This is a genomic window from Nitratireductor aquibiodomus (assembly GCF_900105565.1).
Taxonomy (GTDB): Bacteria; Pseudomonadota; Alphaproteobacteria; order Rhizobiales; family Rhizobiaceae; genus Nitratireductor; species Nitratireductor aquibiodomus.
In genome coordinates, this window is record NZ_FNSL01000001.1 from 3,139,605 (window position 1) to 3,163,091 (window position 23,487).

Genomic DNA, 23,487 nt, shown 5'->3' on the forward strand with positions numbered 1-23,487 from the left:
CCGATGGCCAAGAAAGAGGATGTGGCTTTGCGCGCCTCGCGCGGGCGCAGCGACAAGGCGCTCGGCTACCGCCTGAAGCGCCTGCGCAGCGAGACCATGAAGCCGACCAGCGCCCCGGTCGATCAATCGGCTGAACAGCAGGACCGGTCCGTCTCTCTTGAACTCGGCTGGGGGCGGCTTCTCTTCGCCCAGACCTTCGAGACGAATGAAGAACTTGCCGGTGCCCTGCAGGACGAGGGCCCGGCCCGGCGCGACATCGCCTTTTATATCCGCGACCCGCATGTGCTTCTGTCCATGGCGCCGCAGGAACTCTTTCTTGACCCGTCGCACACCTACCGGCTCGATCTTGCGACCTATCGCCCGAGCCGGCGTCAGCCACGCGGCTTTTTCATCCGGCGGCTGACCTCGGAGGCGGACGCAAACGCCGTCAACGCCATCTATCAGAGCCGAGGCATGGTCACCGTGCGCCCGGACTTTTTCTGGACCAACCGAGACAGCCGCGCCGTCACCTATTTCGTCGCCGAGGACGACCAGACCGGCGATATTCTTGGCACGGTAACCGGGGTCGATCATCGCCGCGTGTTTCAGGACGCCGAGAACGGCTCCTCCCTCTGGTGCCTCGCGGTCGATCCGCAATGCCGTCACGCAGGGGTGGGCGAGATGCTGGTGCGGCGGCTGGCCGAGCATTTTGCCGCCCGTGGCGCGGGCTTCATGGATCTCTCGGTCATGCATGACAATGATCAGGCCATTGCGCTTTATGAGAAGCTCGGCTTCCATCGCGTTCCGGTGTTCGCCGTCAAGCGGAAGAACCCCATCAACGAAAATCTCTTCACCCATCCGCCCGCGGATTTCGACCTTCTCAACCCCTATGCGCGGTTGATCGTGGATGAGGCTCACCGGCGCGGCGTGGCGGTGGATGTGACGGATGCCAAAGGCGGGTTTTTCCGCCTGTCGTTTGGTGGCCGCTCGATTCACTGCCGCGAAAGCCTCTCTGAACTGACCTCGGCGGTCGCCATGTCGATCTGTGATGACAAGGCGGTCACGCGCCGTGTGGTGGAGCGCGCAGGGCTGATTGTGCCGGAGCAGATGGAAGCAGTTGATGACGACGGTGCCCTTGGCGCATTCCTGAAGAAGCATGGGCGCGTCGTGGTGAAACCGGCACGCGGCGAGCAGGGCAAGGGCGTTGCCGTTGGTCTTGAAACGCTGGACGAGATGAAGAACGCCATACGTATCGCCCGTGAGCTTTCCGACCGCGTTCTGGTGGAGGCCTGCTTTGAAGGCGAGGATCTGCGCCTGGTTGTGATCGACTATCGCCTCGTAGCGGCAGCTGTACGCCGTGCGCCGCGCGTGGTGGGCGACGGTCACAAGACCATCGGGGAACTGATCGAAAAACAGTCGCGCCGGCGCGCTGCCGCTACGGGCGGCGAAAGCCGGATCCCCATTGATGACGAGACCCGGCGTTGCGTTGCCGCTCTCGGGTATGAACTGTCGAGTGTGCTGCCGGAAGGCGAGGAGGTCGTGGTGCGCAAGACGGCAAACCTCCACACCGGCGGTTCCATTCACGACGTTACGGAAAAGGTGCATCCGGATCTGGTGAAGGCAGCCTGTACCGCGGCGCGTGCCATTGACATTCCGGTTGTCGGCATTGACCTTATGGTCCGGTCGCCCGGCCAGCCGGATTATGTCTTTATCGAAGCCAATGAACGGCCAGGCCTTGCGAACCATGAACCGCAACCGACCGCCGAACGCTTCGTCGACCTGCTTTTCCCGCGCTCCGGCGTGAAATCGGCGGAAAGGGCACTGGCTCCCAGGGCATAGGTCCTCACCCCGGGCGGCATCCGCAATCGAGCAATCCAAAGGGAATGCATGTCACGACTGAAGATCGACGTTTCCTATCTGGTCGACCAGCTCAAGGCGCTGCTGGCGATCGACAGTCCCACCGGCTACACCGATACGATCGTCAGGCATGTGACGACTGAGCTTGAGCGGCTCGGGCTGGAGCCCGAACTCACACGGCGCGGCGCCATTCGGGCCGTTGTGCGCGGTGGCCGCCGTGAGGGCGCACGCGCCATCATCACGCATCTCGACACGCTCGGCGCACAGGTCAAATACATCAAGGACAACGGGCGTTTCGAGCTCGTGCCGATCGGTCACTGGTCGGCGCGCTTCGCCGAGGGCGCACGGGCGACGCTCTATACGGAGAAGGGCGCCTATCGCGGCACCATTTTACCACTCAAGGCGTCCGGCCATACGTTCAATGACGATGTCGACACAATGCCGGTGGGCTGGAATTTTGTGGAACTGCGCGTTGATGCCATGTGCTGGGATCGCGCAGACGCGCACAATTTAGGCATAGATGTCGGCGATTTCGTTGCCGTCGACCCGCAGCCGGAATTCCTTGAAAACGGCTTCATCGTTTCGCGGCATCTGGATGACAAGGCCGGCGTTGCCATCGCCCTGGCAGCGCTGGAATCGCTTCTCAGCAATGAAGTGACACTGCCGGTCGACACACACTGGCTTTTCACCATCGCTGAAGAAGTGGGAGTTGGCGCCGCCTCGATCGTCACCCCGGAAATCGCTTCCATGGTGACCATCGACAACGGCACCACGGCGCCTGGACAGAACTCCACGGAGTTCGGGGTCACCATCGCCATGGCCGATCAGGCAGGTCCGTTCGACTATCACCTGACGAAGAAGCTCGTGGAGCTGTGCCGTGAGGAGGACATTCGCTACCAGAAGGATGTGTTCCGTTATTACCGTTCCGATTCCGCATCGGCGATTGAGGCCGGGCACGATGTGCGCACGGCCCTGATCGCCTTCGGTATCGACGCCTCGCACGGCTATGAGCGCATTCACGTCCATGCCCTGCGTTCGGTCGCGGAGTTGGCAACCGCCTATGTGGCAAGCCCGATGGAAATTGAGCGCGATGTCGAGGAGGTTTCCGACATCGAGGGTTTCACCGAGCAGCCGACCAACGAGGCGGAAATGGCCAGACGCGCCAACAACCTTCCAAAGCAGGAATAAGCGGCTTTTCTGTCAAGCTGCAGGAACACCCGGCAAGGCGGCATTTCGGCCGCCTTTTTTAATGGTTTCCACCGCGCAGCGAGATGCCCTGCGCAGCAATGGTGATTTTAAGCTTCAAATACCCATTGATCTCCAGTCCCATAAATGATCATGTGATCAAATAATTTTCTGAACCAGGTAGGGAAGGGGTTCAGAATGATGGGAGGAGGTTGATCATGAAGATCCGTACATTTGCTCTGTCCATGGCGCTTGCCGCATTGTCGGTCGTGTCGACTGCACACGCCGAAACCATCACGGTGGGGGCTTATCCTGCAAACCCGCCATGGGAGTACAAGACCGAGACTGGTGTCTTTGAGGGTTTCGAGGTGGACGTCGCGCGGGAGGTTGCCAGGCGTCTGGGCATGGAGATTGCGTTCCAGGACCTGGGCTTTCAGGCGCTCTTCGCGGCCACGAGCTCAGGACGGATCGATTTCGCCATATCGTCGATCTCGATCACCAATGAGCGCTTGCAGAACCAGTCTTTCACCCAGCCCTACTACGACAGCGATGGCACCATCGTTGGTCGTGAGGATTCGAAGGTCACTGCGCTGGAGGAACTCGACGGCAAGACCATTGGCGTCGTGGCCGCAACCACGGGTGAAGCATGGGCGAAGGAGAATGCCGGGAAATACGGAATTGCCGACATTCGTTCTTACTCGGCGCAGCAGGATCTGCTGCTTGACGTGCGCGCGGGCCGCCTCGAGGGCGGTGCCGGTGAAATCGCCGGGTTTCAGTATGCGATGACGCAGGTCCCGGGCCTCAAGATACTGGTGCGCATCCCGACCGGCGAGCGCTTTGCGATGATGACCCGAAAAGATCACCCCCTGCTGGAAAAAGCGAACGAAGCGATTTCGGCAATGAAGAATGACGGCACGATGGCGGCGATCCACAAGACCTGGTTTGGGGTTGACCCGGATCAGGGGACGAGCACCGTCGAGGCGATGCCAGTCCCGCAGCCACAGTGACGTCTGCAACCAGTCGAGTTCTTGACGGCGTCCCTGCGGACGGACGCCGTTTCCATACGAGGATCATATGCCAGCACAGAAACGGACCATGGATGGCTCCGGATATCTTCTCTATCACTCGATCGGCATGTATCCGGGCAAGGCCGCCGAAATGGCTGAGGCGCTGTCGGATTTCTCGTTCGGGTGGGGACAGTGCGATAATGAACAATGGGGCCGCGCTCTCGGCTTGCGGCAGGAGTTCATTGACCGCTGGTCGGCGCTGATTGGCGCCCCGGACGGCACACTCACAACGAGCGAGAACGTCACCACGGCGCTCAACAGCCTCGTCGGCGCCTTGCCGGCAGAGCACCTGCGCGGGCGGCGTGTTCTGATCGCGGGCGACTGTTTCCCCAGCATGCACTTCCTGCTGTCCGGCCTGGCGCAGCGCTATGGTTTCACCCTTGATACGGTGCCGATCCGGCCCGGCGAGCACTGGGTGCGCGATCACGATGTGATCGCGGCCTGGTCCGCGGATGTCGGAGTGTGTCTTCTGACCTATGTGACCTCCACGTCGTCGCACCGCTGCGACCTGGAGCGTCTCGTCGCCCATGGCCGCAAAATGGGCAGCGTGATTGGCGTCGACATCACTCAGGCAGCCGGACTGCTGCCGTTTGATGTTATGCGGCCGGCGGTGGATTTCACGATCTCGACGAGCCTGAAATGGCTGTGTGCGACACCCGGTGCGGGGGTTCTCCACGTGGCGGAGCCGCTTCTGGCAGCGTGCCGGCCGGAACTGCGGGGCTGGTTCAGCCAGGACGATATCTTCTCATGGGACCTCGAAAGCTTTTCCTATGCGCGGGATGCGCGCCGCTTCGACAACGGCACCCCGTCGATCCTTGCCTGCGCCGGTTCGCTTCCAGCCCTGAGATGGCACGCGCAGCAGGATCAGGCGGCGCTTCTGGAGCATAACCGCCATCTCTCAGGGATTGTTGCCGATCTGGCACGGGACATCGGCCTCTCCCTCGCAAGCCCGCTGGACGAGGCCGAAAGGGGTGGCAGCGTGATGCTCGCCCTGCCGGAGAAGCAGGATCCTGCGAGGGTGGTCGCGCAACTGGCGGCCGCCGAGCTCTACGCGGACCATCGCGGCCAGATCCTGAGGCTTTCCCCCGGCTTCATGACCACCGAGAGTGGTGTCGCCCGGCTTGCCGACGTTTTGAAGGCCCTCTGAGGGGGGCGGACGGCCTCAGCCCGCCAGGGCGAGCGCTTTGTGACGGAACCGCGCCGTGCCCGGGTCGAAATCATAGGCGCTGGCATGGCGTTCAGCCTCGCGCGCCAGCCGGTCGACGGTCTTGATGACGAAATCCGCCTTCTCATCCGTCATGAGATAGCTGAGGTTCAGCCGCACCCAGCCGGGCTTCTCCATCTCTCGACCGTCTCGAATGCTCTGCAGAAGCGCATTCGACTGCGGTTCATCGATGCCGAGCAGGTGATGCGCATAGGGGCCGGCACAGGCGCAGCCGCCACGCGCCTGGATGCCGTGAAGATCGCTCAGCATCCGGGTAAAGAGCTGATGGTGCAGCGTGTTGCCTTCAGGGCAGAGAATGCGGAACGAAAAGATCGGCAGTCGCGGCGCTGCCGGGTTGCCGAGAAGTTGCAGGCAGGGGTTTTGCGACCAGACGCCCAGTGCCCGCGTACGCAGTTCCTCATGCCGGCGGTCTATGAAATCCTGCCCCAGCGCTTCCTTGACGAGCAGGACGAGAGCGGCGCGGATGTCGCCCACCACATTTGGGGTGCCCGCCTCCTCGCGCGCCGAAAGTGATCGCGAGTAGTCATGCGCCCACGGCGACACGAAGGTCACCGACCCACCGCCGGGCATGGTCGGCTGCGCGGTACGGGCGATGGCGTTGCGCAGGATCAAAAGACCCGAAGCACCCGGCCCGCCGGGAAATTTGTGCGGCGAAATCACCACCGCATCTTTGGCACAGTCGGTGCCCGGCTTCATGTCGATTTCGAGATAGGGCGCACCGCCCGCATAGTCCCATATGGCGAGTGCATCATGGGCCTTGAACAGCCGTGTCACCGCATCCGTGTTGGTTGTTATGCCGGTGACATTCGAGGCCGCAGAAAACGTGCCGACCTTCAACGCCGCGTCGGCGTTCGCTTCAAGTGCCGTCTTCAATGCTCCCATGTCAGGGCCGCCACGTGCGGTCTCGGGAATGGCGATGATCGTCGCACCGCTCTCGCGCCAGGGCAGAATGTTGGAGTGATGCTCATAGGGGCCGGTGAACACCACCGCCCGGCCACCCTTCGCCACGGTTTCGGCAATCTGCAGAAGCCGCACCAGCCGGTTGATGCCGGAGGTGGCACCTGATCCGGAAAAGACAACGCTTGTTTCTTTGTCGGCCTTGACGATACGGTGAATCTCCGCGCGCGCCGCCTCACGCAGGCGGGTCGAGAACGAACCGCAATAGGACGCCTCGGTGTGGCTGTTCGCATAGTAGGGCAGGACCTCATCCCGGATGAAGTCCTCCACCTGCGCAAGCGCTCGGCCGGATGCGACGTAATCGGCGTAGATCAGCGGCTTTTCCCCGCAGGGGCCCTCTATGACCGCATTCTCGCCGATCAGGCCCGCACGCAGATACTCGGCAAGGTCGTCGCGGTTGAGGCTCTCCTTGAAGGCGTTCAGAACATCACGTGCCATGGTTTGATCCGTCAGATTGAACAGGACGAAAGGATCGCACAGTGATCGTCTATCATTCTCACATAAAATTATGGAATACGGAGAGAAAATGGGTCATATGATAGATTATGGGTGAAAAAATCGATCAATTTGACAGGCGGATATTGCGGGTGCTTCAGCGCGATGCGAGCCTATCGCAACGGGATCTGGCGGAGAAGGTCGGCCTTTCCCAGAATGCCTGCTGGCGCCGTCTGAAGTCGCTGGAAGAACGCGGCGTCATCCGTGGGCGCACGCTGCAGGTCGACAGAAACAAGCTGGGACTGGGGCTTGTGGTTTTCGTGATGGTCAAGACCCGCCATCACTCCACGACCTGGCTGCAGACCTTCCGTCAGCACGTCTCCAGCATTCCCGAGATCGTCGACTTCTTCCGCATCGGCGGCGACTATGATTACATGCTGCGCATCGTGACCACGGATATGGAAAGCTACGATTCCGTCTATCAGCGTCTGATCCAGAAGGTCGAGCTGGAATCCGTCACGTCTTATTTCGCCATGGAGGCCATCGAAGAGCGCCGTCCCCTGCCAATCTGACTGTTCAGGCCTGCCGATGAAAACCCGGTCCATCTCGTTCGAGCGCATCGCGCTTTATGCGTTCCTCACATCGCTCACCGCACTCAGCATCGATGCCGTGCTGCCCGCGTTGCGGATCATCGAGACGGAACTGCATGTGGAGCCGCCACTCTCCACGCAGCACATCGTGTCCCTGTTTATCTTCGGCATGGTGTTTGGCGAGCTGTTCCTCGGGCCGATTTCCGATGCCATCGGGCGCAAGCGGGCTCTGGTTCTCGGCCTTGGTCTCTATATGGTGGGCACGCTGGTGGCGATGCTTTCGACAAGCGTTGGCATGATCGTTGTCGGTCGCATCCTGCAGGGCATTGGCGTGGCGGGGCCGAAGATCGCCACGCGCGCCCTGATCCGCGACCAGTTCGAAGGCGAGGCCATGGCGCGCATCATGTCCTTCATGTTTGTGCTTTTTATCCTTGTCCCGATGCTCGCGCCGGCCATGGGGCAGATTGTGCTGGCATTGGCCGGCTGGCGGGCGATCTTTGCGGTCTATCTGGCCCTTTCCGTACTTCTGTGCACCTGGCTCGTTGCACGGCAGCCCGAAACGCTTCCGCCGCAGAGCCGCATACGATTTCACCCGGCCACGCTTGTGCAGAACGGCGCGCGCATCCTGCGCAGCCGGCGTGTGACACTGCTCATCGTTGCGACCGGCCTCGTCTTCGGTGCCCATCTCCAGTATCTGAGCACGGCTGCCGACATCTTCTTCGATGTTTATGGCGTTTCCACCATGTTCCCCGCCTATTTCGCGGCCTTCGCCGCCGGCATCGGCCTTGCCTCCATCGTCAACGCCCAGGTGGTGCGCCGCTTCGGAATGCAGGCGATGTGCGAGGGAGCCCTGCTGGGCCTTGTCATCCTCGGCCTTGGCCTGCTTTCCCTGTCACTTGTCTATGAAGGGAGGCCACCCTTTGTGGCCTTCATGGCAATGGGTTTTGTGATCTTCTTCTGCATCGGCATCCTGTTTGGCAATCTCAATGCCATGGCGATGCAGTCTCTTGGGCAGCTGGCAGGGCTCGGCGCCTCGCTCATTGCCTCCGGATCGAGCCTCGTGGCCGTGATCTTTGCCGTGGCCTTTGGCGCATTCTACAACCAGACGCCCATGCCGCTGGCGTCCGGTTTCCTGACAACTGGTGTGCTGGGGTTCGTTCTTGTCCGGCTCGCCTCGGGGGCGAGCCAGGAGCCGGTGATACCGGTCAAGCGCGCGGCGTGATCAGCCGGCAGCGGCGATGACGATGATCTCGACCGTGTAGTCGGGTGTTGCCAGCGCGGACTCGCCACAGGCGCGGGCCGGTGCGTGGCCGGGCGCGACCCAGGCGTCCCAGACTTCGTTCATCTCGGCGAAATCCTTCATGTCGGCAAGCCAGATGGTTGCCTGAAGGATGCGGGTCTTGTCGGAACCATTCTGCTCCAGAAGCGCATCGATCTTCTTGAGAATGTCTTTGGTCTGCGTGGCCACGCTCTCACCCGGCGTACCGACCTGACCGGCCAGATAGATGGTGCCGTTGTGGATGACGGCCTGGCTCATGCGGGTGCCGGTGTCGACGCGTTTGATCTCGGACATTGATTTTCCTTTCAGGACTTGATGAGACGGTTCGGTGCAAGGGCCTGCACCACGGTTTGGGGCAGGGCGGATGTCCGCCCCGCACAAAGATCGGCTGCCAGCGCTGAGAGAGCGGGGGAGGTCTGCACGCCATACCCGCCCTGGCCGGCCAGCCAGAAGAAGCCCTCCGCATCCGGCGCGAAGCCGACGGCAGGTGTGCGGTCGGGGAAGAAGCTGCGCAGCCCCGCCCAGCTCCGCTCGATGCGTGTGACGGGCACGGTCACGGCCTGTTCGAAACGGTGCAGGCCTTCCGCCAGCACCATGTCATCGGGCCAGGCGTCGAAGGGTTCGGACGGGTCTTCGTCCGCCGGCGAAACCATAAGCTTTCCCGCATCGGGTTTTGCGTACCAGCCTTCACCGGCACAGCCGAACAGCGGCCAGCCCGTCACATCATGCCCGTCCGGCGCGGGCAGGATTACCGCCGAACGGCGCATCGGCGTCAGCCCAAGCGGCTGGACGCCGGCAAGTCTGGCGATCTCGTCGGCCCAGGCGCCGGCGGCGTTCACGATGACGGGGGCGGAAAAGGACCCCTGCGGCGTTTCCAGTGTCCACGTGCCTTTTGCGCGTGAAATGGCGCTCACAGGCGCCTTGTTGACAATGCTGCCACCACGATGGCGCAGCATCTTTGCAAAGCCCTGAAGCAGGCGGTCCACATCAATGTCCTGCGCCCCTTCCTCAATGGCTGCCGCTGCGACGCTTTCGCGTTTCAGAATGGGAACGCGCGTGATCGCCTCGTCCGGGCTGAGGCTTTCCATGCCGGTCGCACCCTGAAGGATCTTGTCGAGTGCCCCGATATGCTCTTCGGTGGCGACATAAAGCAGGCCGCGCGGGCTCAGAACACTTTCTTCCGAGATGCCTTCCGGCTCCCTGAACACCGGTTCGGAAGCTGCGTTGAGCGCGCGCAGCGTGTCGTTGCCGTAATTGCGGATATAGATCGCCGCGGAACGGCCCGTTGCGTGGTAGCCGATGGCCTCTTCCGACTCAAGGACAGTGACCTTCGCATCTGCGGCAATGCGCGCCCCCGCGCCGATGCCGGCGATGCCGCCGCCAATAATGATGATGTCGGATGTCTGGCTCATGCTCTCCCCTCTACGCTTTCCCGTCTCTGGATGCAGCGCCCACATCTCCGCGGGCGTATGGCGCGGCACCCGTCCTCGGCGTGGCTCCCTGAAACCGAGTCGCTAGCCCAGGCGGCCAGCACCGCACACAGATACTGATCGCACTGCGAAAGCAATAGGCTCAATCCACTTGTGGCATTATGGCACCGGCCCTGAGCTCACAATGCCTTGTTGACCATAGGGTTTGTCATGTTAGGGCATTTGCTTTATCAGGCAGAAATATAGTAACGTGTTGATATTGAAGAATAATTATATGTTATACCATCATTTCGACAAAAGAGCGGTGTCTTCCCTTTGGCGTCCGCTGGCGTTGTTTCTCGGGGCAGGTCTTCTGTCGTCGGTTCCTGCGTGGGCCACAGGCCCGGTCCTTTCAGCGACAACCGGACAAAGAATCGAGGCGGAAGCCCGGCGCTTTATGCAGGAGAACAGTATTCCCGGTCTCTCGGTTGCCATCACGATTGACGGCAGGCGTCGCATCTTCAATGAAGGTGTTGCGTCCCGGGAAAGCGGAGAACCTGTTACAGACAAAACGCTTTTCGAGATCGGCGCCATCGGTGAGACCTTCGCTGGGCTTCTTGCGTCTTACGCGCAGGTCAAGGGAAGGCTCTCTTTCTTCGACGAAGTCAGCGATCATTTACTGTCGTTGAAGGGAAGCGCCTTCGACACCGTGACGGTTCTCAACCTGGCGACGCATACGAGCGGACTGGACCTGTTTCCACCCGAGGACGTCAAGACGCCCGAGGCGCTTCTTGCCTATTGCGCTCCCTGGCGACGGCGTTATGCGCCCGGTTCGCAACGGACATATTCCCATATTGGCGCCGCACTCCTCGCCACGGTTGGTGCAGCCGCAATGAAGCAGGACTATGATGAACTTCTCGGCAGGAAAATATTGCCGAAACTGGGCCTCTCACACACCTATACACAGGTTCCCGCGAGCAGCACGATAGACTACGCGCAGGGCTACACCCAGGGAGATCTGCCCGTCCACATTGGCCCGGAGCCGCTTGCTTCAGCAGTCTACGGAATGCGAACCACCGCGGGGGACATGATCCGCTATGTAGAAGCGCATATGGAGGCTGGCGACATCGACCCGGACATGAAGCGCGCCATCCGCAAGACCCTCACAGGCTATTACAAAGCCGGTCCGTTCACGCAGAATCTCATCTGGGAGCAATATGCCTTTCCGGTCGTGCTCAGGCAGCTGGTACAGGGGAATTCCACGACGGTGGAATGGACCGATGTGCCGGCGCTGCGGCTGAAGCCGCCATTTCCTCCCCGCAGGAATGTGTGGATCAACAAGGTCGGTTCGACGCGCGGCTTCGCGGCATATGTGGCCTTTGTACCGGCCAGCAAAACGGGGGTCGCCCTGCTGGTGAACAAATCAATTCCCGAGCCCGATCTGGTGAGCACCGCATACCGCATTCTCGAGATGCTGCAGTCCCGGAGCCCCTGAGCGGAAGGGGCTGCCGGCGAGCCTTGTGGCCCAGCCGGCAGACAGGGAGCGGCCTGGAGCTGTCTAGCGCCGCGCCACCACGGGCACGTAGTTCTCCAGATCGGGATTTGGGAAGTGCACGGTGTTTCCGGTCTCTGAGGAAAGATAGAGCCCCATCAGGATCTCCATGACCGCAACACCGTCGGCAAAGGTCTCAATCGGCTCTTCGCCCTTGCGGAAGCACTCGACCATGTGCCGGTTCTCATCCGTGTAGCCATAGACCCCGGCTTCATCTTCCAACACCGGCATCAGGCCCTGTTCGGCATTCTGCTTTTCAACGAGATCCTCACCCTCGTCGCCGGTCACCTCACGCGACATGAAGATCTTGAGGCCGGTTCCCAGCGAGTTGAACTCCATCGCATATTCCGGCCCAAGCAGCTCAAGCTGGATGCGCAGGCCGGCCCCCACATAGGCCCAGGACGTGCTCGCCTCGATCATCAGCTCGTTGCCGTCCTCGTCCTCCAGCATCACATTGCCACGCGCGAAATCCTCGGAGGGTCGGTTTGCGTAATCCACTTCGGGACCAAAGCGCTTCTTGAGGTCCTCCACATAGCGCGGCCGTGTCCATTTCAGATTGGCCACATTGCCCTGCACGGCCTTGAGCTTCAGCGAATCCCGCTTCTTGCCCGGTTCTGTCAGGAGATGGCGCGCCACCTCGACGCTGTGGCACATCATGTCGAGCAGCACGCCGCCGCCCTGCTTGTCGCCCTGCCAGAACCAGGGCTCATGCGGGCCGGAATGCTCTTCTGCAGCACGTGCCAGATAGGGGCGGCCGGTGGTGGAGGCAGCGCGGCGCCAGATGATCTCCTTGCCGCGCAGAACGGGCGTCGCAAAAACCTGATTTTCCAGATAGCCATGGTTCAGTTTGGCGGCCTCGGCCAGCCGCAGCATCTCGCGTGCATCGGCCACCGTCCGCGCCAGCGGTTTCTCGCAGGCCACGGCAAACACCTTGCTGCGTCCGGCCACCACTTCGTCATGGATGGTGCGCATGGTGTCCACGCGCGTATCATTGGGCGAGAGGATCCAGATCGCGTCCACATCGTCTGCCTGCACCATCGACACAAGGCTGTCATGGCTCTTGCATTCGCCAAGCCCCAGTTCGGCCACCAGCTTGACGATGCGTTCCCGGTTTTCCGCCTTGCGGCTATAGACGGCGGTCACGTCCACATGGCGTACGGCAACCATGGAGCGCAGGTGAAATTCGGCGATGAAGCCCGTGCCGACAAGGCCGATGCGCAGGCGTTTTCTTGGCTGTGCGGACATGGTTGTTTCCCCTTTTCAAGCTGATTTGGGTGGTGCGGTGGTGCCACGCACACGCAGCGTGGCGGGCAGGACCACCGGTTTTGCGGGCACGAGAGCGCCGGATAGCATTTTGAGAAGAATGCTCATCGCCTGCTGGCCGATATCGATGCGCGGCTGGCTGACAGTGGTGAGCGGCGGATAGAAGGCCTCACTCAGATAAAGATCGTCAAACCCGACAACAGAAACGTCGCCCGGCACATCACGTCCCGTTTCGCGCAAATGGTGAATGGCGCCGAAGGCCATTTCGTCATTCGAGACGAAGATCGCCGTGGGCGGTTCGGGCAGATTAAAAAGCGCCTCGCAGGCGCGTGCGCCACCGTGAAGAAGATAATCGCCGCGCTGTTCATAGCCCTCCGGTACGGCAAGCCCGGCATTGCGCATGGCACGGCGGTATCCCTCTTGGCGGCGAAGGCTCATCACCTCCGGCACGGGACCGGAAATATGGGCGATCTGCCGGTGTCCAAGCCCGATCAGGTGTTCCACCGCCTCGCAGGCTGCGGCGACATTGTCGATTTGCACATGCGGAAAGCCAGAGTCCTCAATCGTCTCGAGCGCCACCACGATGGGGGCATTGGGAGGCAATCTGTTGCGCGGGCCATCCTCTTCCGGCAGTTTTCCTGTCATCAGGATCATGCCGTCTGCATGGCCGTCGCGCAGCATGTCGAAATATTCGATCTCACGCTCGGGGTCGTTTTCCGTATTGCCCATCAGCACGGAATAGCCGGCGGCGCGCGCTGTTGCTTCCACGCTTTTCAGAATGTCGAGATAGAATGGGTTGCCCACATCACGCACCACCATCAGCACCGCCATGGAGCGGGCGGTGCGCAGGCTGCGCGCACTTGCATTGGGGCGATAGTTCAACGCATCGGCCGTCTTGCGAACGCGTGCACGGGTCTCACTCGTCACGAGGTCGCTGCCGCTAAGGGCGCGCGACACGGTGGCCGGCGAAACGCCCAGCGCCTTCGCGATATCCTTGATCTTGGGGCGTCGGTTCATGCGCGCAGCCCCCGCCCGCGGCCATAGAACAGCATCAGCACCAGAAGTGTGGCGCCAAACACCATCTGCCGTCCGGATTCATCGATGTTGATCGTGGTCAGGATGCTTTGCAGAACCACCAGCAGAACAGCGCCTGCCATGGTGCCGGTGTAGCCACCCTTGCCGCCTGAAAGCGGCGTGCCACCAAAAACCACGGCAATGATCGAAGGCAACATGTATTGCTCCCCCACATTGGCAAATGAGGAGCCGGAATAGCCAAGCAGGCAAAGCCCGGCAATGGCGGCAAACACGCCCGAGAGCATGAAGAGTGCAATGCGTATGTGCCGCACCGGCACACCAGCCATGAAGGCAGCCTGCTCGTTGGAGCCGATCGCATAGATGCGCTGGCCGAACACAGTGCGGTGGAGGATGAAGGCCATCAGCAGGCCAACGCCTATCCACAGCCAGATGATGCCGGGCAGACCGAGGAGGAATGGCCGGGTCACGAATTCCGAAAGGGCAGGGGCGGCCCGTCCCGAAGGAATGCCCTGGCGGATGACAACGAGCAGACCCTGAAGGACGCCCAGCATGCCGAGCGTCATCACCAGCGGCGGAATGCGCAACAGCGTCACGCCGAGCCCGTTGAACAGGCCAAAGAGCGCGCCGGTCGCAACACAGGCCAGAATGGCCAGCGGGATGCCGCCATCCATGCCGTTCATCACATTGCCGGCCACGATGGCGGAAAGCGAAACCACGCCGCCGACGGAAAGGTCGATGCCTTCGCGCCCGCCCAGAATGACGAGGTTCTGGCCGGCGGCGACAATGCCGAGAAGGGCAGCAACGATGAGCAGGCGCAGAATCTGCCCGCCCGAGGCGAAGCCCGGCGAAAGCGTGTTGCCGAGGAAGAGCAGCGCGGCAATCAGAACCAGCGCGATGAGAAGCGGATTTTTTGCGATTTCGAGGACCCGGTTCATGCGCGTCCCCTGCGGCTGACGAGCACGCCGACCATCAGGGCGGCGAGTATGGCCAGCCCCTGTACGAAGTTCTGCCAGTGCGAGGGCGTGCCGGCGAAGAAGACCAATGAGTTGATGAGCCCGATGATCAGCGCCGCGATGACGGAACCCGCAACCGTGCCGAAACCGCCCGAAAGCGCGCTTCCGCCCAGCACCACGGCCGCCACGCTGAAGAGTGTCATCTTCGCGCCGACAAGTGGATCGCCGCTCGCCGTGTCGCCGGTGATGCAGAAGGCGGCAAGGGCTGCAAACACGCCGCACAGCGCATAGCCGCCAATGCGGATCGCGGTGACGGGGAGCCCGCTCTGAAACGCCGCCTGCTGCCCGTCGCCCACCGCCAGAAGCTGTGTGGCAAGCCGGGTGCGGGCAAGCAGGTAAAGCAGGATGGCGAGTGCCGCAGCCGCATAAAAGACGAACGGAATGCCGAAGAATGTGCCGCCATAGGTGCGCCAGAAAACGGTGGGTGCAGGCATGCCGGCCACAGGCAGGATGACAAGCGCCAGCCCGGTGAAGAAGATGCTGGTGGCAAAGGTTGCGACGATGGCCTGGAGCCGGAGTGCAGCCACCACGAAACCGTTGACCAGCCCGCAGGCAAGCCCGACCAAAACGCCAATGCCAAGCGCGGCCAGAACCGAAAGCCCGCCACCGCCCAAATGCTGCATCAACACGATGATCGTCACATTGACCAGCGAAGCGATGGCGCCGACCGAAAGGTCGATGTCGGCGGCATAGACCACATAGGTCTGTGCCACGGCCAGAAGCATCAACGCGAGATAGGTGCGCACCAGGCCGGTGAGCGAGCGGAAGCTCAGGCTGTTGGGTTCAAAGATACCGTTCAGAACCAGAAGCACGGCGAGAATGAACAGGGCAGGCAAAAAGGGAAACCGCCCGAGCAGCGCCCGAAAGCGTCCACTGTCCTGTCTGGTGGGGCTGGAAATGCTGGTCATCGTCATGCCGCCTCGTAGGCTGCCTGGTAGAGATTGTAGCGGGTGCGCTCAGCGCCACTCAGCTCGCGGCTCACTGCCCCGCCATTGAAGACCAGGATCCGGTCGGCATTGTTCAGAAGCTCCGCATCTTCGGAGGAGTAAAGCAGGATGGCGAGCCCCTCTTCGGCGAGCCTGCGGATCAGCGCGAAAAGGTCCGCCTTGGCCGAAAGGTCGATGCCCTTGGTGGGGTCGTCGAGAAGCAGGATATCCGGCTTGTCGATCAGCCAGCGGGCGATCACGATCTTCTGCTGGTTTCCGCCCGACAGCGAGCCGATGGAATGGGAGAGCCCGGCGAATTTGGTGTTCAACGCCTTCAGCGCCGGCAGCGCCTTTTCAGAGAGCGGCCCGGGCCTTGCCAGCACAAGCCTGTTTCGCAGCGCGTGAATGGGCGTGACGTTTTCGAGGATGGGCCGTCCGCTGATGATGCCGTCGCGTCCGCGGTCTCCGGAAACATAGGCGATGCCCTGCGCAATGGCTGCACGCGGGCTCTCGGTGCGAAGTGGTTGCCCGTTGAGCACTACCTGCCCCGCGCGCGCCGGCGGTGCGCCGAACAGCGCCTTGAGCAGCGCCGATTGCCCTTGTCCATGCAGGCCGCCAAGCCCGAGGATTTCACCGCGCCGCACCGCAAAACTCACATCGCGGAAACCTGCACCCGTCAGGCTCTCAACTGCGAGCGCCACATTGCTCGAAGCCTCATGCGACGGTGGGGCCGCCCGCGGCGAGGCCAGCGTTTCCTGTTCGCCCACCATCATGCGTATCACCGCTTCAGGGCTGGTGTCTGCAATGGCTTCTGTGCCCACCGTTTCCCCATCGCGGATCACCGTCACCCGGTTCCCGATTGCAAAAATCTCATCCATGCGGTGCGAGATGAAAACGATGCTGCGGCCATCTTCCTTGAGGTCGCGTAAAATCTCGAAGAAGCGATCCACCTGCGCGCGGTCGAGCGCGGAGGTGGGTTCGTCGAAGATCAGAATCGGCGCTTCGGTTGCCAGTGCCTTCATGATCTCAACCAGTTGCCGCTGGTCCGCCCGCAGATCGCCGACGGTGGTCTCGGCATTGAGTTCGGCCCCTGCAACCGTCTCGAACAGTGCGATGTAGCGGCCGGCCTTTTCAAGCAGCGCTTCGTGGTCGACGAAAAACCCGTTCTTTCTCGGCAGGTCCGGCAGGCAGATGTTTTCAGCCACGCTGCGATGATCGGCCAGGCTCAGTTCCTGGTAGAAAATGCCAATGCCCAGCGCCTGTGCTGCACGCGGCCCACTGACGGTCACGGCTTGCCCGTCGAGCAGCACCTCGCCAGCATCGGGCCGCACGCTGCCCGCCACGATCTTGCAAAGCGTGCTCTTGCCGGAGCCATTGGCACCGATAAGCACATGCACTTCGCCCGTCTCGAGTTCGAGGTCGCCGCGGCGTAGCGCCAGCGTGGCGCCGTAAGCCTTGCTTACACCGCTGAGCTTCAGTTTGGTCATGACATCTTCCCGAAGAGAGCGCCGCGCCAGTCAATACCGGCGCGGCATTCATGGAGCGGGCCTACTTGAACAGCGCTTCCGTATCTTCGATGGAAAGCGAGCTCGTATAGGAATAGTAGCCCGGTTTTCCCTCAACCGAGGCGGCCACTTCCTTCAGGTTCTCCGAACTGATGAAGGGGATCGGCAGATACATGGCGTTGTTGTACTGCCCGGCCGTGGCCGGTTCCTTCAGTTCACGTCCCTGCAGCATGAGAACAGCCACGTTGAGCGCGCTTGCCATCACACCGGGCGGGTTCACCGAAGCGCCGGAGTTGAGGTCATTCTCGGTCCAGATGTCGATGAAGTCCTTGCGGATCTCGCCGGTGGCGGCGATGTCGTCCGCCTTGTCGGCATCCATGATGGAGCGCCACGCGCCGGCGGCCATGCCGTCCTGAACCCAGACGCCGTCAATGTCGGGATAGGTGGCGAGCAGGTTCTGCATGGCCTGCTGGCCCTGCGCCTGGTCCCAGTTGGCGTTCACCTCGTTGACGATCTCGATGCCCTCATGCTCGCCGAACACTTCGCGATAGCCGGCAACACGCATTTCATTTGCCGGGTGACCCGCGACGCCGTTGATGGCGACCACCTTGCCTTTTCCTTCCAGCGTCTCGGCCAGCCATTTGGCACTTTCCATCGCCCAGCCCTTCTGGTCGATACCCACATAAAGGGCGTCGGGCGAAGAAACCTCGGCATCGGTGGCGATCACCAGAATGCCGGCTTCCTTGGCCTGTGCGAATACGGGGTCGAAGGCCGTCGGGCTGTTGGGGTTGATGATGATCGCGTCCACGCCCTGGCTGATGAAGTTGCGGACATGGGCAATCTGGCCGGGCACATCGACATTGGCGCTCTGGGCGACCACTTCGACATTGACGCCCTTTTCCTTCCAGGCGGCGGCGGCCTGCTCGGCTTCCTCGATCATCTGGGTGCGCCACTCGCTGCCCACCCAGCCGTTTGACAGGCCGATCTTGAAATCTTCAGCCATGGCCGAAAGTGCCGTGCCTGCAAGGGCAGCAGCGACCACGGCGACAGTTGCCAGTCGTTTCATGAATTCCTCCCTGATGACAAACACCAGCGGCGCAGGTAGCCGGGGCCCCGTTGCCGATCGTGCATCTTCCTTCCCTTTTGGCATGTCCTCCGCCACGCCAATGAAATCGATTGTATGGCAAATGTAATCGATTTCAAGACTGAATCGTTTGCCCCCCCGGCCAAAGGGCTGAAACTACCGGAGGCCAGACCGGTGGGTGGAGCCGCCCTGCCAGCGCATGGCCATGTTGACGATGAGACTGGCGGCGCAGGATCGTGTTTCATAACGACACAATCTGTTCCTGCGGATTGGTTGCCCGGCTTAAGATAACTCGACTAATTTCTGAACGTGCGTAATGATTCGAGTAGCGTAAAAGTGTCGAAAGAAGTGTCGCTGGAGGTGGTCCAGCTGGAGTTGTTGCTCGGCCTTGCAGATCTGATCGCGCAGGGCTTCGAGACCGCCCTGCTGGCAGCTCTGGAAGAGGTCGACGGGCTTGTGCTCTTCAACCGCAGGCTTGATGGTGATCCACGGTTTCAGCGGGTCGCGGCAGTGATGGTGGGGCCGGAAGCCGATGTGGCGCTGGTCTTTCTCGACCATTCGGGCACGACCATTGAGGTAGAAAACGCTGGTGAGAGCGGGCGGACGATCGCCCGCGAAGCAGAAAAGGCACGCAACCGGGTGGTCGGCGAAACGCCCTGAGGTTGGCCCGGATGGGCGCGCGGAGCATCTTATCCGTGGTGTGATGTCCGCGTCGGTCGACCGGCCTCTGTCCGCGGAAAGGGTATGATCTCGCACACCTGCGGCTTGGCGGAGAATTCGGCCTTGAGCGCGGCGTCCATCAGGAGGCCGATTGCTTCGCGCAATTGCTGCGTCGCCGGGTCGGTGCCCGTCAGCTCCGCCTGTGCTCTTTCCAGATGGGCGTGCACGGACGCAAAGTTCGTCGGCATGGTAGTCCTTTTTTCAATGCCCCCGCATCGACCTGATCATGCGCAGATAATTGTAACCGGCAAACAAAATATATCGAACGCATTTTAACGACATGGCCCTGCCACAACACTGGAGAAACCGGGATCGGTGCCGGGCAGTGGGCACTGAAAGCCCGCCGGGAGCAGTTGGCCGGCAGGCATTCTGGACAAAATTCGAGAGAGATGCGTTGCGTCCTGGGCGCCGTGGGAGAGATACTGACTTTTTGCGCTGCCGCTGAAACTGTTGATTGTTAAAAGACGATCTACCAAAGAAACTTTTATTAGAAGTTTGCCGGTTATCAACGACTCAGTCACATTGGGGACGTTGAAAGCATATGGACAAGTCGCTCTTGCAACGCAAACCGCGCTGGACATGGCTCATTGCCTTCACACTGCTGGGCACGCTCGCCGCGGTGGGGCTTTCGTTTCTGGTCCATTATCTGTTGTTCTTCGGGGATGACATCAATCCCTATCAGCGCAGTCTCGTTGCTGCGCTTGTTCTGCCGATACTCATAGCCGCCCCCCTGCTCGCTTACATCGGGCAGGCGAGCGAGCAGTTGCGGCGTGTGAAACGGGAGCGGAATTTCTCTGCAGCCCACGATCCTTCGACCGAGGTTTTTAACGGCGACATGTTCACAACGCTTGTGGAGCGCCGTCGCTCGGCAACGGTGTCCGAAGCCGGCAGGACCTTTGGTGCGCTGTTGATCGTGGAGGCTGAGAACACGCGGGATATCAGCATCGACTACGGGTTCAACTGGGGCGAGGAATCGATGCGTCAGATCGCATCGGTGATTCGGGCCAATGTCCGGCGCAGCGATGTCGTTGGCCGGCTGAGCAGCCACGAGTTCGGTGTGTTCCTGCCGGGGGCGACTGTTGAGCAGGCGCGCGATGTCGGCGAACGCATCCGCAATGCCGTGGCAAAGGCACCATTCACCGCGCAGGGAGAGACGGTCGAACTGTCGCTTGATATTGGCGGGGTGATTTTCGAGGATCAGATTGAGTTCCGCGGTCTGATGAGGATCGCGTCGGAGCAGCTCGACAAAGCGCGCCAGGGCGAGGCGGGTGGATTTCGCCTCAGCGCGCTCAACGCGCTCGAAACGGAAGAGAACGGCCAGAGTCGCGAATAGAGATCGTGGAAGGGCGGGCCGCACTCTGCCGCCCTGTAGTCCAGCGATCATCGCAACGTGGCCCTGTACTGGACACGTCAGATATTTAGCCGCAGAATGAATAAAGTGCACCGCCCATGCAGCCGGCTGCATGGGCGGTCTGCTTTTGCAGAGGGTGTTCGCTCGCAATTGTGAGAAGCACCCCAGGGGGTGGCGATGAACCTCAAGTCGCTTGTTTCGTGCTGTGGTCTGTTTCTGGTCGCCTGCGGGGCCGGATTTGCCGACGAACGCGGGGCGAGGCTTTTCCAGGCGCCACCGCCGTTTTCAGATGAAATGCATCCGGATATCGCAACGCTCTATGGTGGCCGCAGCAATGTGTTGAGGCGCTATGCATGGGCAATGTCGGCCAATCGACACGTTCTTGCGGGCCAGCGCGGCGCGGCGGGTTACGGTCAGGGTTTTGCACGCGCGCCTGGCGAAGGTGGGGTTTCGGCATTTGTGGGGGCGAATGACGGGCATGTTCTGCGGCTTGGCGACGGTGCCCTGGTCATTGCTTATGGTGAGCCGCTTGCAAATCTCTACGCCGAGATCGACTGTGAAATCGATGAATGGCCGACGCTGGTGTGTCGTGACGGGCGCGCGAGGTCGATTTCGGCACCCGATACAACCACCCTCCGCATTGAGGGAGAGACGTTTGAGCTGGCGAAGAATGGCGCAGATGAATAGCTCTGACGAGAAAGGCCCTGTCAAAAGGGGGCGGCATCGGCGCCCGTGGGGCCCGGTTCTTTCGGTTCTCGCGATCGTGTTCTCGGCAGTGCCTGCACTGCCTCTGGTGACGCAGGCCAGCGCTCAGACCGCGACGGTGCGCCAGTTCGATCCGGCAACAGGAACATGGGTCAGGCGCGAACGGACCCTCTCCTTCAAGGCCCCCTGGGGGGATGCGGCGATTAAACCATCGGTGGTACCATATTCGGAAAAACTGCCCGCCGGATCCATCGTTATCGAGACTGCCAAGCGTCGTCTTTACCATCTGCGCGGCGACGGCACGGCGGTTCGTTATGGAATCGGCGTGGGGCGCGAGGGGTTCGCCTGGCGTGGCAGTGAGCGCATCACGAGAAAGGCTGAATGGCCCGACTGGCGCCCGCCGGCCGAGATGATCCGGCGAGAGGCCGCGCAGGGCAGGATCCTGCCTTCGGTCATGGAGGGTGGCCCTGAAAACCCGCTTGGCGCCCGCGCGCTTTATCTCGGTTCGACCCTGTTTCGCATTCACGGTACCAATCAACCCTGGACGATAGGGCAGGCCGTTTCGTCGGGTTGCATCCGGATGACCAACGAAGATGTTATAACACTATATAGCAGCGTGAAGATCGGAACACTGGTTCTGGTAAGATAGGGCAATAAAGCTGACAGTGTTTCATGCATTTTAGGGTTGAAATGCTTAACGAAATGCCGATTTTGTTGCCTCTATGCAACATAGCCGCGAAATGAGTCGACTAAATTACTCCTAAAGAGGTATTCGGACGGCTTATATCGTAGCCAGCCAAGGGCAGTTAGCTTAGCATAAAATGATATTTGGAGATCTGGTGTTGGAGCCGGATGGATCCGTTGGCTGCGTCGGCTGAGGCGCAGGCAAAGGGGGGATGATGAAGCACAAGTCACGTATTCTGAGTCTACTCGCTGCTACTCTGATGAGCGGCGCAGTTCTGTTTTCCACCGATGCGAACGCTCTTTCTGTGAAGGAAGCGATGGCAGTGGCTCTGGAATCCAATCCTGAAATCGGACAGGCGATCGAAAATCGTGAGGCGATCGAGTTCGAGCTGCGTCAGGCTCGCGGGCTGTTCCTGCCAAGCGTCGATCTCGAAGCGTCGGTGGGCGCGCGCCGGCTCGACAATCCCTCGCGCCGCGGCGTTGGCATTGAGGATGACCCGCTCTATCCGGCCGAAATCGGGCTGTCGATCACCCAGAAGCTGTTCGATGGCGGCGGACGCCGTGCCGAACTGGAACGCCAGGCCGCACGGGTCGATTCGGCCTCCTTCCGCGTTCTGGAGCGTTCCGAGACCATCGCCCTTCAGGTCGTGCGGGAATATCTCGAGTATCTTTTGCAGGTCGAGATCGTGAACGAGGCGCGCAACAATGTCGGCTTCCATCGGTCGATGCTGGGGGATATCGGTTCTCTCATTTCAGGCGGCGCGCTGACCGAAGCCGACAGACAGCAGGCGCAGGAGCGCATGCTCTCTGCCACGGCACGCCTCAAGGAAGCCGAAGAAGAGCTGGAAGCGGCGAAGATCCGTTTCTACAAGCTTGTCGGCAAGCCCCTCACAAACCCGACAATGCCGGGCTCGGTGGCGTCGGCCCTGCCGGCATCGCTCGACAAGGCAATCGGCATCGCCCGGGCCAACAATCCGCGCATCAAGGTCGCCAATGCCGATATTGACGCGGCCGATGCCCTGGTCGATGCCGCCCGCTCCAACATGCTGCCCGAGATCAGTGCGGAAGGGCGCGCCCGCGCCGGTTACGACATCGATGGCGCCGATGGGCGCACAAACGATCTCCAGGCGCGGATCGTCGCCAAGTGGAATCTCTATCGCGGCGGTATCGACGTTGCCAACGAGCAGGAGCAGATCCGCCGTGCCAGCGAGCAGCGCCTCGTGCTTCACCAGGCCTATCGTGAGGTCGAGGAAGCGGTTCGCATTTCGTGGGATCGCCGCCAGCGCCAGATCGATCTGGCCGGCACCCTGCGTTCACAGGCCCAGACCAACGCCCAGCTCGTCAGTTCCTACCGCGAACAGCTGGTCGTAGGCCAGCGATCGCTGCTCGATGTGCTGGGCGCACAGAACACGCGGTTCAGCGTCAACGTTCTCTCCAAGACAGCCCAGTACGCCGCGCGTTTTGCCGAGTATCGCATACTCGCCGCAACGGGAACGCTGCTCTCGACGATGAACCTGTCGAGCGCCAAGCAGTCCGAGGCCTATGCGCGCGCGGAATTCAATGTGCCGGAGACGGCACCGACCGAAACCTACAAGAGGCTGCCTTCGCGACAGACGAACGATTTGCCGCTCGATCTTCTCGCTCCCATCCGGTCGCAATAGCTGCC

22 protein-coding genes are annotated in these 23,487 nt (G+C 61.4%); 12 read left to right on the plus strand and 10 right to left on the minus strand.

Translation table 11 applies throughout. The features are described from left to right. Window positions 1-3 precede the first annotated feature (3 nt). From ngg to BLW55_RS14965, 4 genes are all read left to right on the plus strand, one after another. Window positions 4-1,818, plus strand: a complete 1,815-nt coding sequence (gene ngg, locus BLW55_RS14950; RefSeq protein ID WP_090329324.1) for an N-acetylglutaminylglutamine synthetase — start codon at window positions 4-6, stop codon at window positions 1,816-1,818. Between the two features lie 48 nt (window positions 1,819-1,866). Beyond that, complete coding sequence (locus BLW55_RS14955) at window positions 1,867-3,024, plus strand: osmoprotectant NAGGN system M42 family peptidase (RefSeq protein ID WP_007009490.1); 1,158 nt, start codon at window positions 1,867-1,869, stop codon at window positions 3,022-3,024. Between the two features lie 215 nt (window positions 3,025-3,239). Next, window positions 3,240-4,028 (plus strand): ABC transporter substrate-binding protein, encoded by a 789-nt coding sequence (locus BLW55_RS14960; protein WP_090329325.1) that lies wholly within the window; start codon window positions 3,240-3,242, stop codon window positions 4,026-4,028. 67 nt (window positions 4,029-4,095) lie between these two features. Further along, entirely contained in the window at window positions 4,096-5,235 is a 1,140-nt protein-coding gene (locus BLW55_RS14965) for an aminotransferase class V-fold PLP-dependent enzyme (RefSeq protein ID WP_244509089.1), read from the plus strand. A gap of 15 nt (window positions 5,236-5,250) precedes the next feature. Here the strand turns inward: BLW55_RS14965 and BLW55_RS14970 are convergent, their stop codons facing one another. After that, entirely contained in the window at window positions 5,251-6,708 is a 1,458-nt protein-coding gene (locus BLW55_RS14970) for an aminotransferase class V-fold PLP-dependent enzyme (RefSeq protein WP_090329327.1), read from the minus strand. 107 nt (window positions 6,709-6,815) lie between these two features. Here BLW55_RS14970 and BLW55_RS14975 point away from each other — a divergent pair, with 107 nt between their 5' ends. After that, the gene (locus BLW55_RS14975; protein ID WP_007009486.1) at window positions 6,816-7,277 is read left to right on the plus strand and encodes an Lrp/AsnC family transcriptional regulator; all 462 of its coding nucleotides are present in this window, start codon (window positions 6,816-6,818) and stop codon (window positions 7,275-7,277) included. Window positions 7,278-7,293: 16 nt separating this feature from the next. After that, window positions 7,294-8,517 carry an MFS transporter gene (locus tag BLW55_RS14980; protein ID WP_090329328.1) on the plus strand — a complete coding sequence of 408 codons (1,224 nt, stop codon included), beginning with the start codon at window positions 7,294-7,296 and terminating at the stop codon, window positions 8,515-8,517. Here the strand turns inward: BLW55_RS14980 and BLW55_RS14985 are convergent, their stop codons facing one another. After that, on the minus strand, window positions 8,518-8,868 hold the full coding sequence (locus BLW55_RS14985; protein WP_007009485.1) for a RidA family protein: 351 nt from the start codon (window positions 8,866-8,868) through the stop codon (window positions 8,518-8,520). Window positions 8,869-8,879: 11 nt separating this feature from the next. After that, a complete protein-coding gene (locus BLW55_RS14990) occupies window positions 8,880-9,986 on the minus strand; it encodes an NAD(P)/FAD-dependent oxidoreductase (protein ID WP_090329329.1) in 1,107 nt (368 codons plus the stop codon). 292 nt (window positions 9,987-10,278) lie between these two features. On the opposite strand from BLW55_RS14990, the gene BLW55_RS14995 reads away from it, so the two are divergent. Beyond that, window positions 10,279-11,478, plus strand: a complete 1,200-nt coding sequence (locus BLW55_RS14995) for a serine hydrolase (RefSeq protein WP_090329330.1) — start codon at window positions 10,279-10,281, stop codon at window positions 11,476-11,478. A gap of 63 nt (window positions 11,479-11,541) precedes the next feature. Here BLW55_RS14995 and BLW55_RS15000 read toward each other — a convergent pair whose 3' ends face one another. From BLW55_RS15000 to BLW55_RS15025, 6 genes are all read right to left on the minus strand, one after another. Continuing rightward, a complete protein-coding gene (locus tag BLW55_RS15000) occupies window positions 11,542-12,780 on the minus strand; it encodes a Gfo/Idh/MocA family protein (RefSeq protein WP_090329331.1) in 1,239 nt (412 codons plus the stop codon). A 15-nt stretch (window positions 12,781-12,795) separates the two neighbouring features. After that, window positions 12,796-13,815, minus strand: coding sequence for a LacI family DNA-binding transcriptional regulator (locus BLW55_RS15005; protein ID WP_090329332.1), 1,020 nt, complete (start codon window positions 13,813-13,815; stop codon window positions 12,796-12,798). After that, window positions 13,812-14,768 (minus strand): ABC transporter permease, encoded by a 957-nt coding sequence (locus BLW55_RS15010; protein WP_090329333.1) that lies wholly within the window; start codon window positions 14,766-14,768, stop codon window positions 13,812-13,814. The genes BLW55_RS15005 and BLW55_RS15010 overlap by 4 nt, the downstream gene beginning before the upstream one ends. Next, a complete protein-coding gene (locus BLW55_RS15015) occupies window positions 14,765-15,754 on the minus strand; it encodes an ABC transporter permease (RefSeq protein WP_425286782.1) in 990 nt (329 codons plus the stop codon). The genes BLW55_RS15010 and BLW55_RS15015 overlap by 4 nt, the downstream gene beginning before the upstream one ends. A gap of 2 nt (window positions 15,755-15,756) precedes the next feature. Beyond that, entirely contained in the window at window positions 15,757-17,259 is a 1,503-nt protein-coding gene (locus BLW55_RS15020; protein WP_090329335.1) for a sugar ABC transporter ATP-binding protein, read from the minus strand. A 61-nt stretch (window positions 17,260-17,320) separates the two neighbouring features. After that, on the minus strand, window positions 17,321-18,343 hold the full coding sequence (locus tag BLW55_RS15025; protein ID WP_090330014.1) for an ABC transporter substrate-binding protein: 1,023 nt from the start codon (window positions 18,341-18,343) through the stop codon (window positions 17,321-17,323). Between the two features lie 354 nt (window positions 18,344-18,697). Here BLW55_RS15025 and BLW55_RS15030 point away from each other — a divergent pair, with 354 nt between their 5' ends. Next, on the plus strand, window positions 18,698-19,021 hold the full coding sequence (locus BLW55_RS15030) for a hypothetical protein (protein ID WP_025029780.1): 324 nt from the start codon (window positions 18,698-18,700) through the stop codon (window positions 19,019-19,021). A gap of 29 nt (window positions 19,022-19,050) precedes the next feature. On the opposite strand, the gene BLW55_RS15035 is transcribed toward BLW55_RS15030, so the two are convergent. After that, window positions 19,051-19,269 (minus strand): hypothetical protein, encoded by a 219-nt coding sequence (locus BLW55_RS15035; protein ID WP_025029779.1) that lies wholly within the window; start codon window positions 19,267-19,269, stop codon window positions 19,051-19,053. Between the two features lie 353 nt (window positions 19,270-19,622). Here BLW55_RS15035 and BLW55_RS15040 point away from each other — a divergent pair, with 353 nt between their 5' ends. The 4 genes from BLW55_RS15040 (at window position 19,623) to BLW55_RS15055 (ending at window position 23,482) form a co-directional block, all read left to right on the plus strand. Next, complete coding sequence (locus BLW55_RS15040; protein ID WP_007009478.1) at window positions 19,623-20,414, plus strand: GGDEF domain-containing protein; 792 nt, start codon at window positions 19,623-19,625, stop codon at window positions 20,412-20,414. 195 nt (window positions 20,415-20,609) lie between these two features. Then, window positions 20,610-21,119, plus strand: coding sequence for a hypothetical protein (locus BLW55_RS15045; RefSeq protein WP_090329336.1), 510 nt, complete (start codon window positions 20,610-20,612; stop codon window positions 21,117-21,119). Further along, window positions 21,088-21,786: a L,D-transpeptidase gene (locus tag BLW55_RS20980; RefSeq protein ID WP_244509090.1), complete on the plus strand. Its 699-nt coding sequence runs from the start codon at window positions 21,088-21,090 to the stop codon at window positions 21,784-21,786. The genes BLW55_RS15045 and BLW55_RS20980 overlap by 32 nt, the downstream gene beginning before the upstream one ends. A 295-nt stretch (window positions 21,787-22,081) precedes the next feature. Beyond that, a complete protein-coding gene (locus BLW55_RS15055) occupies window positions 22,082-23,482 on the plus strand; it encodes a TolC family outer membrane protein (protein WP_007009475.1) in 1,401 nt (466 codons plus the stop codon). Window positions 23,483-23,487 lie beyond the last annotated feature (5 nt).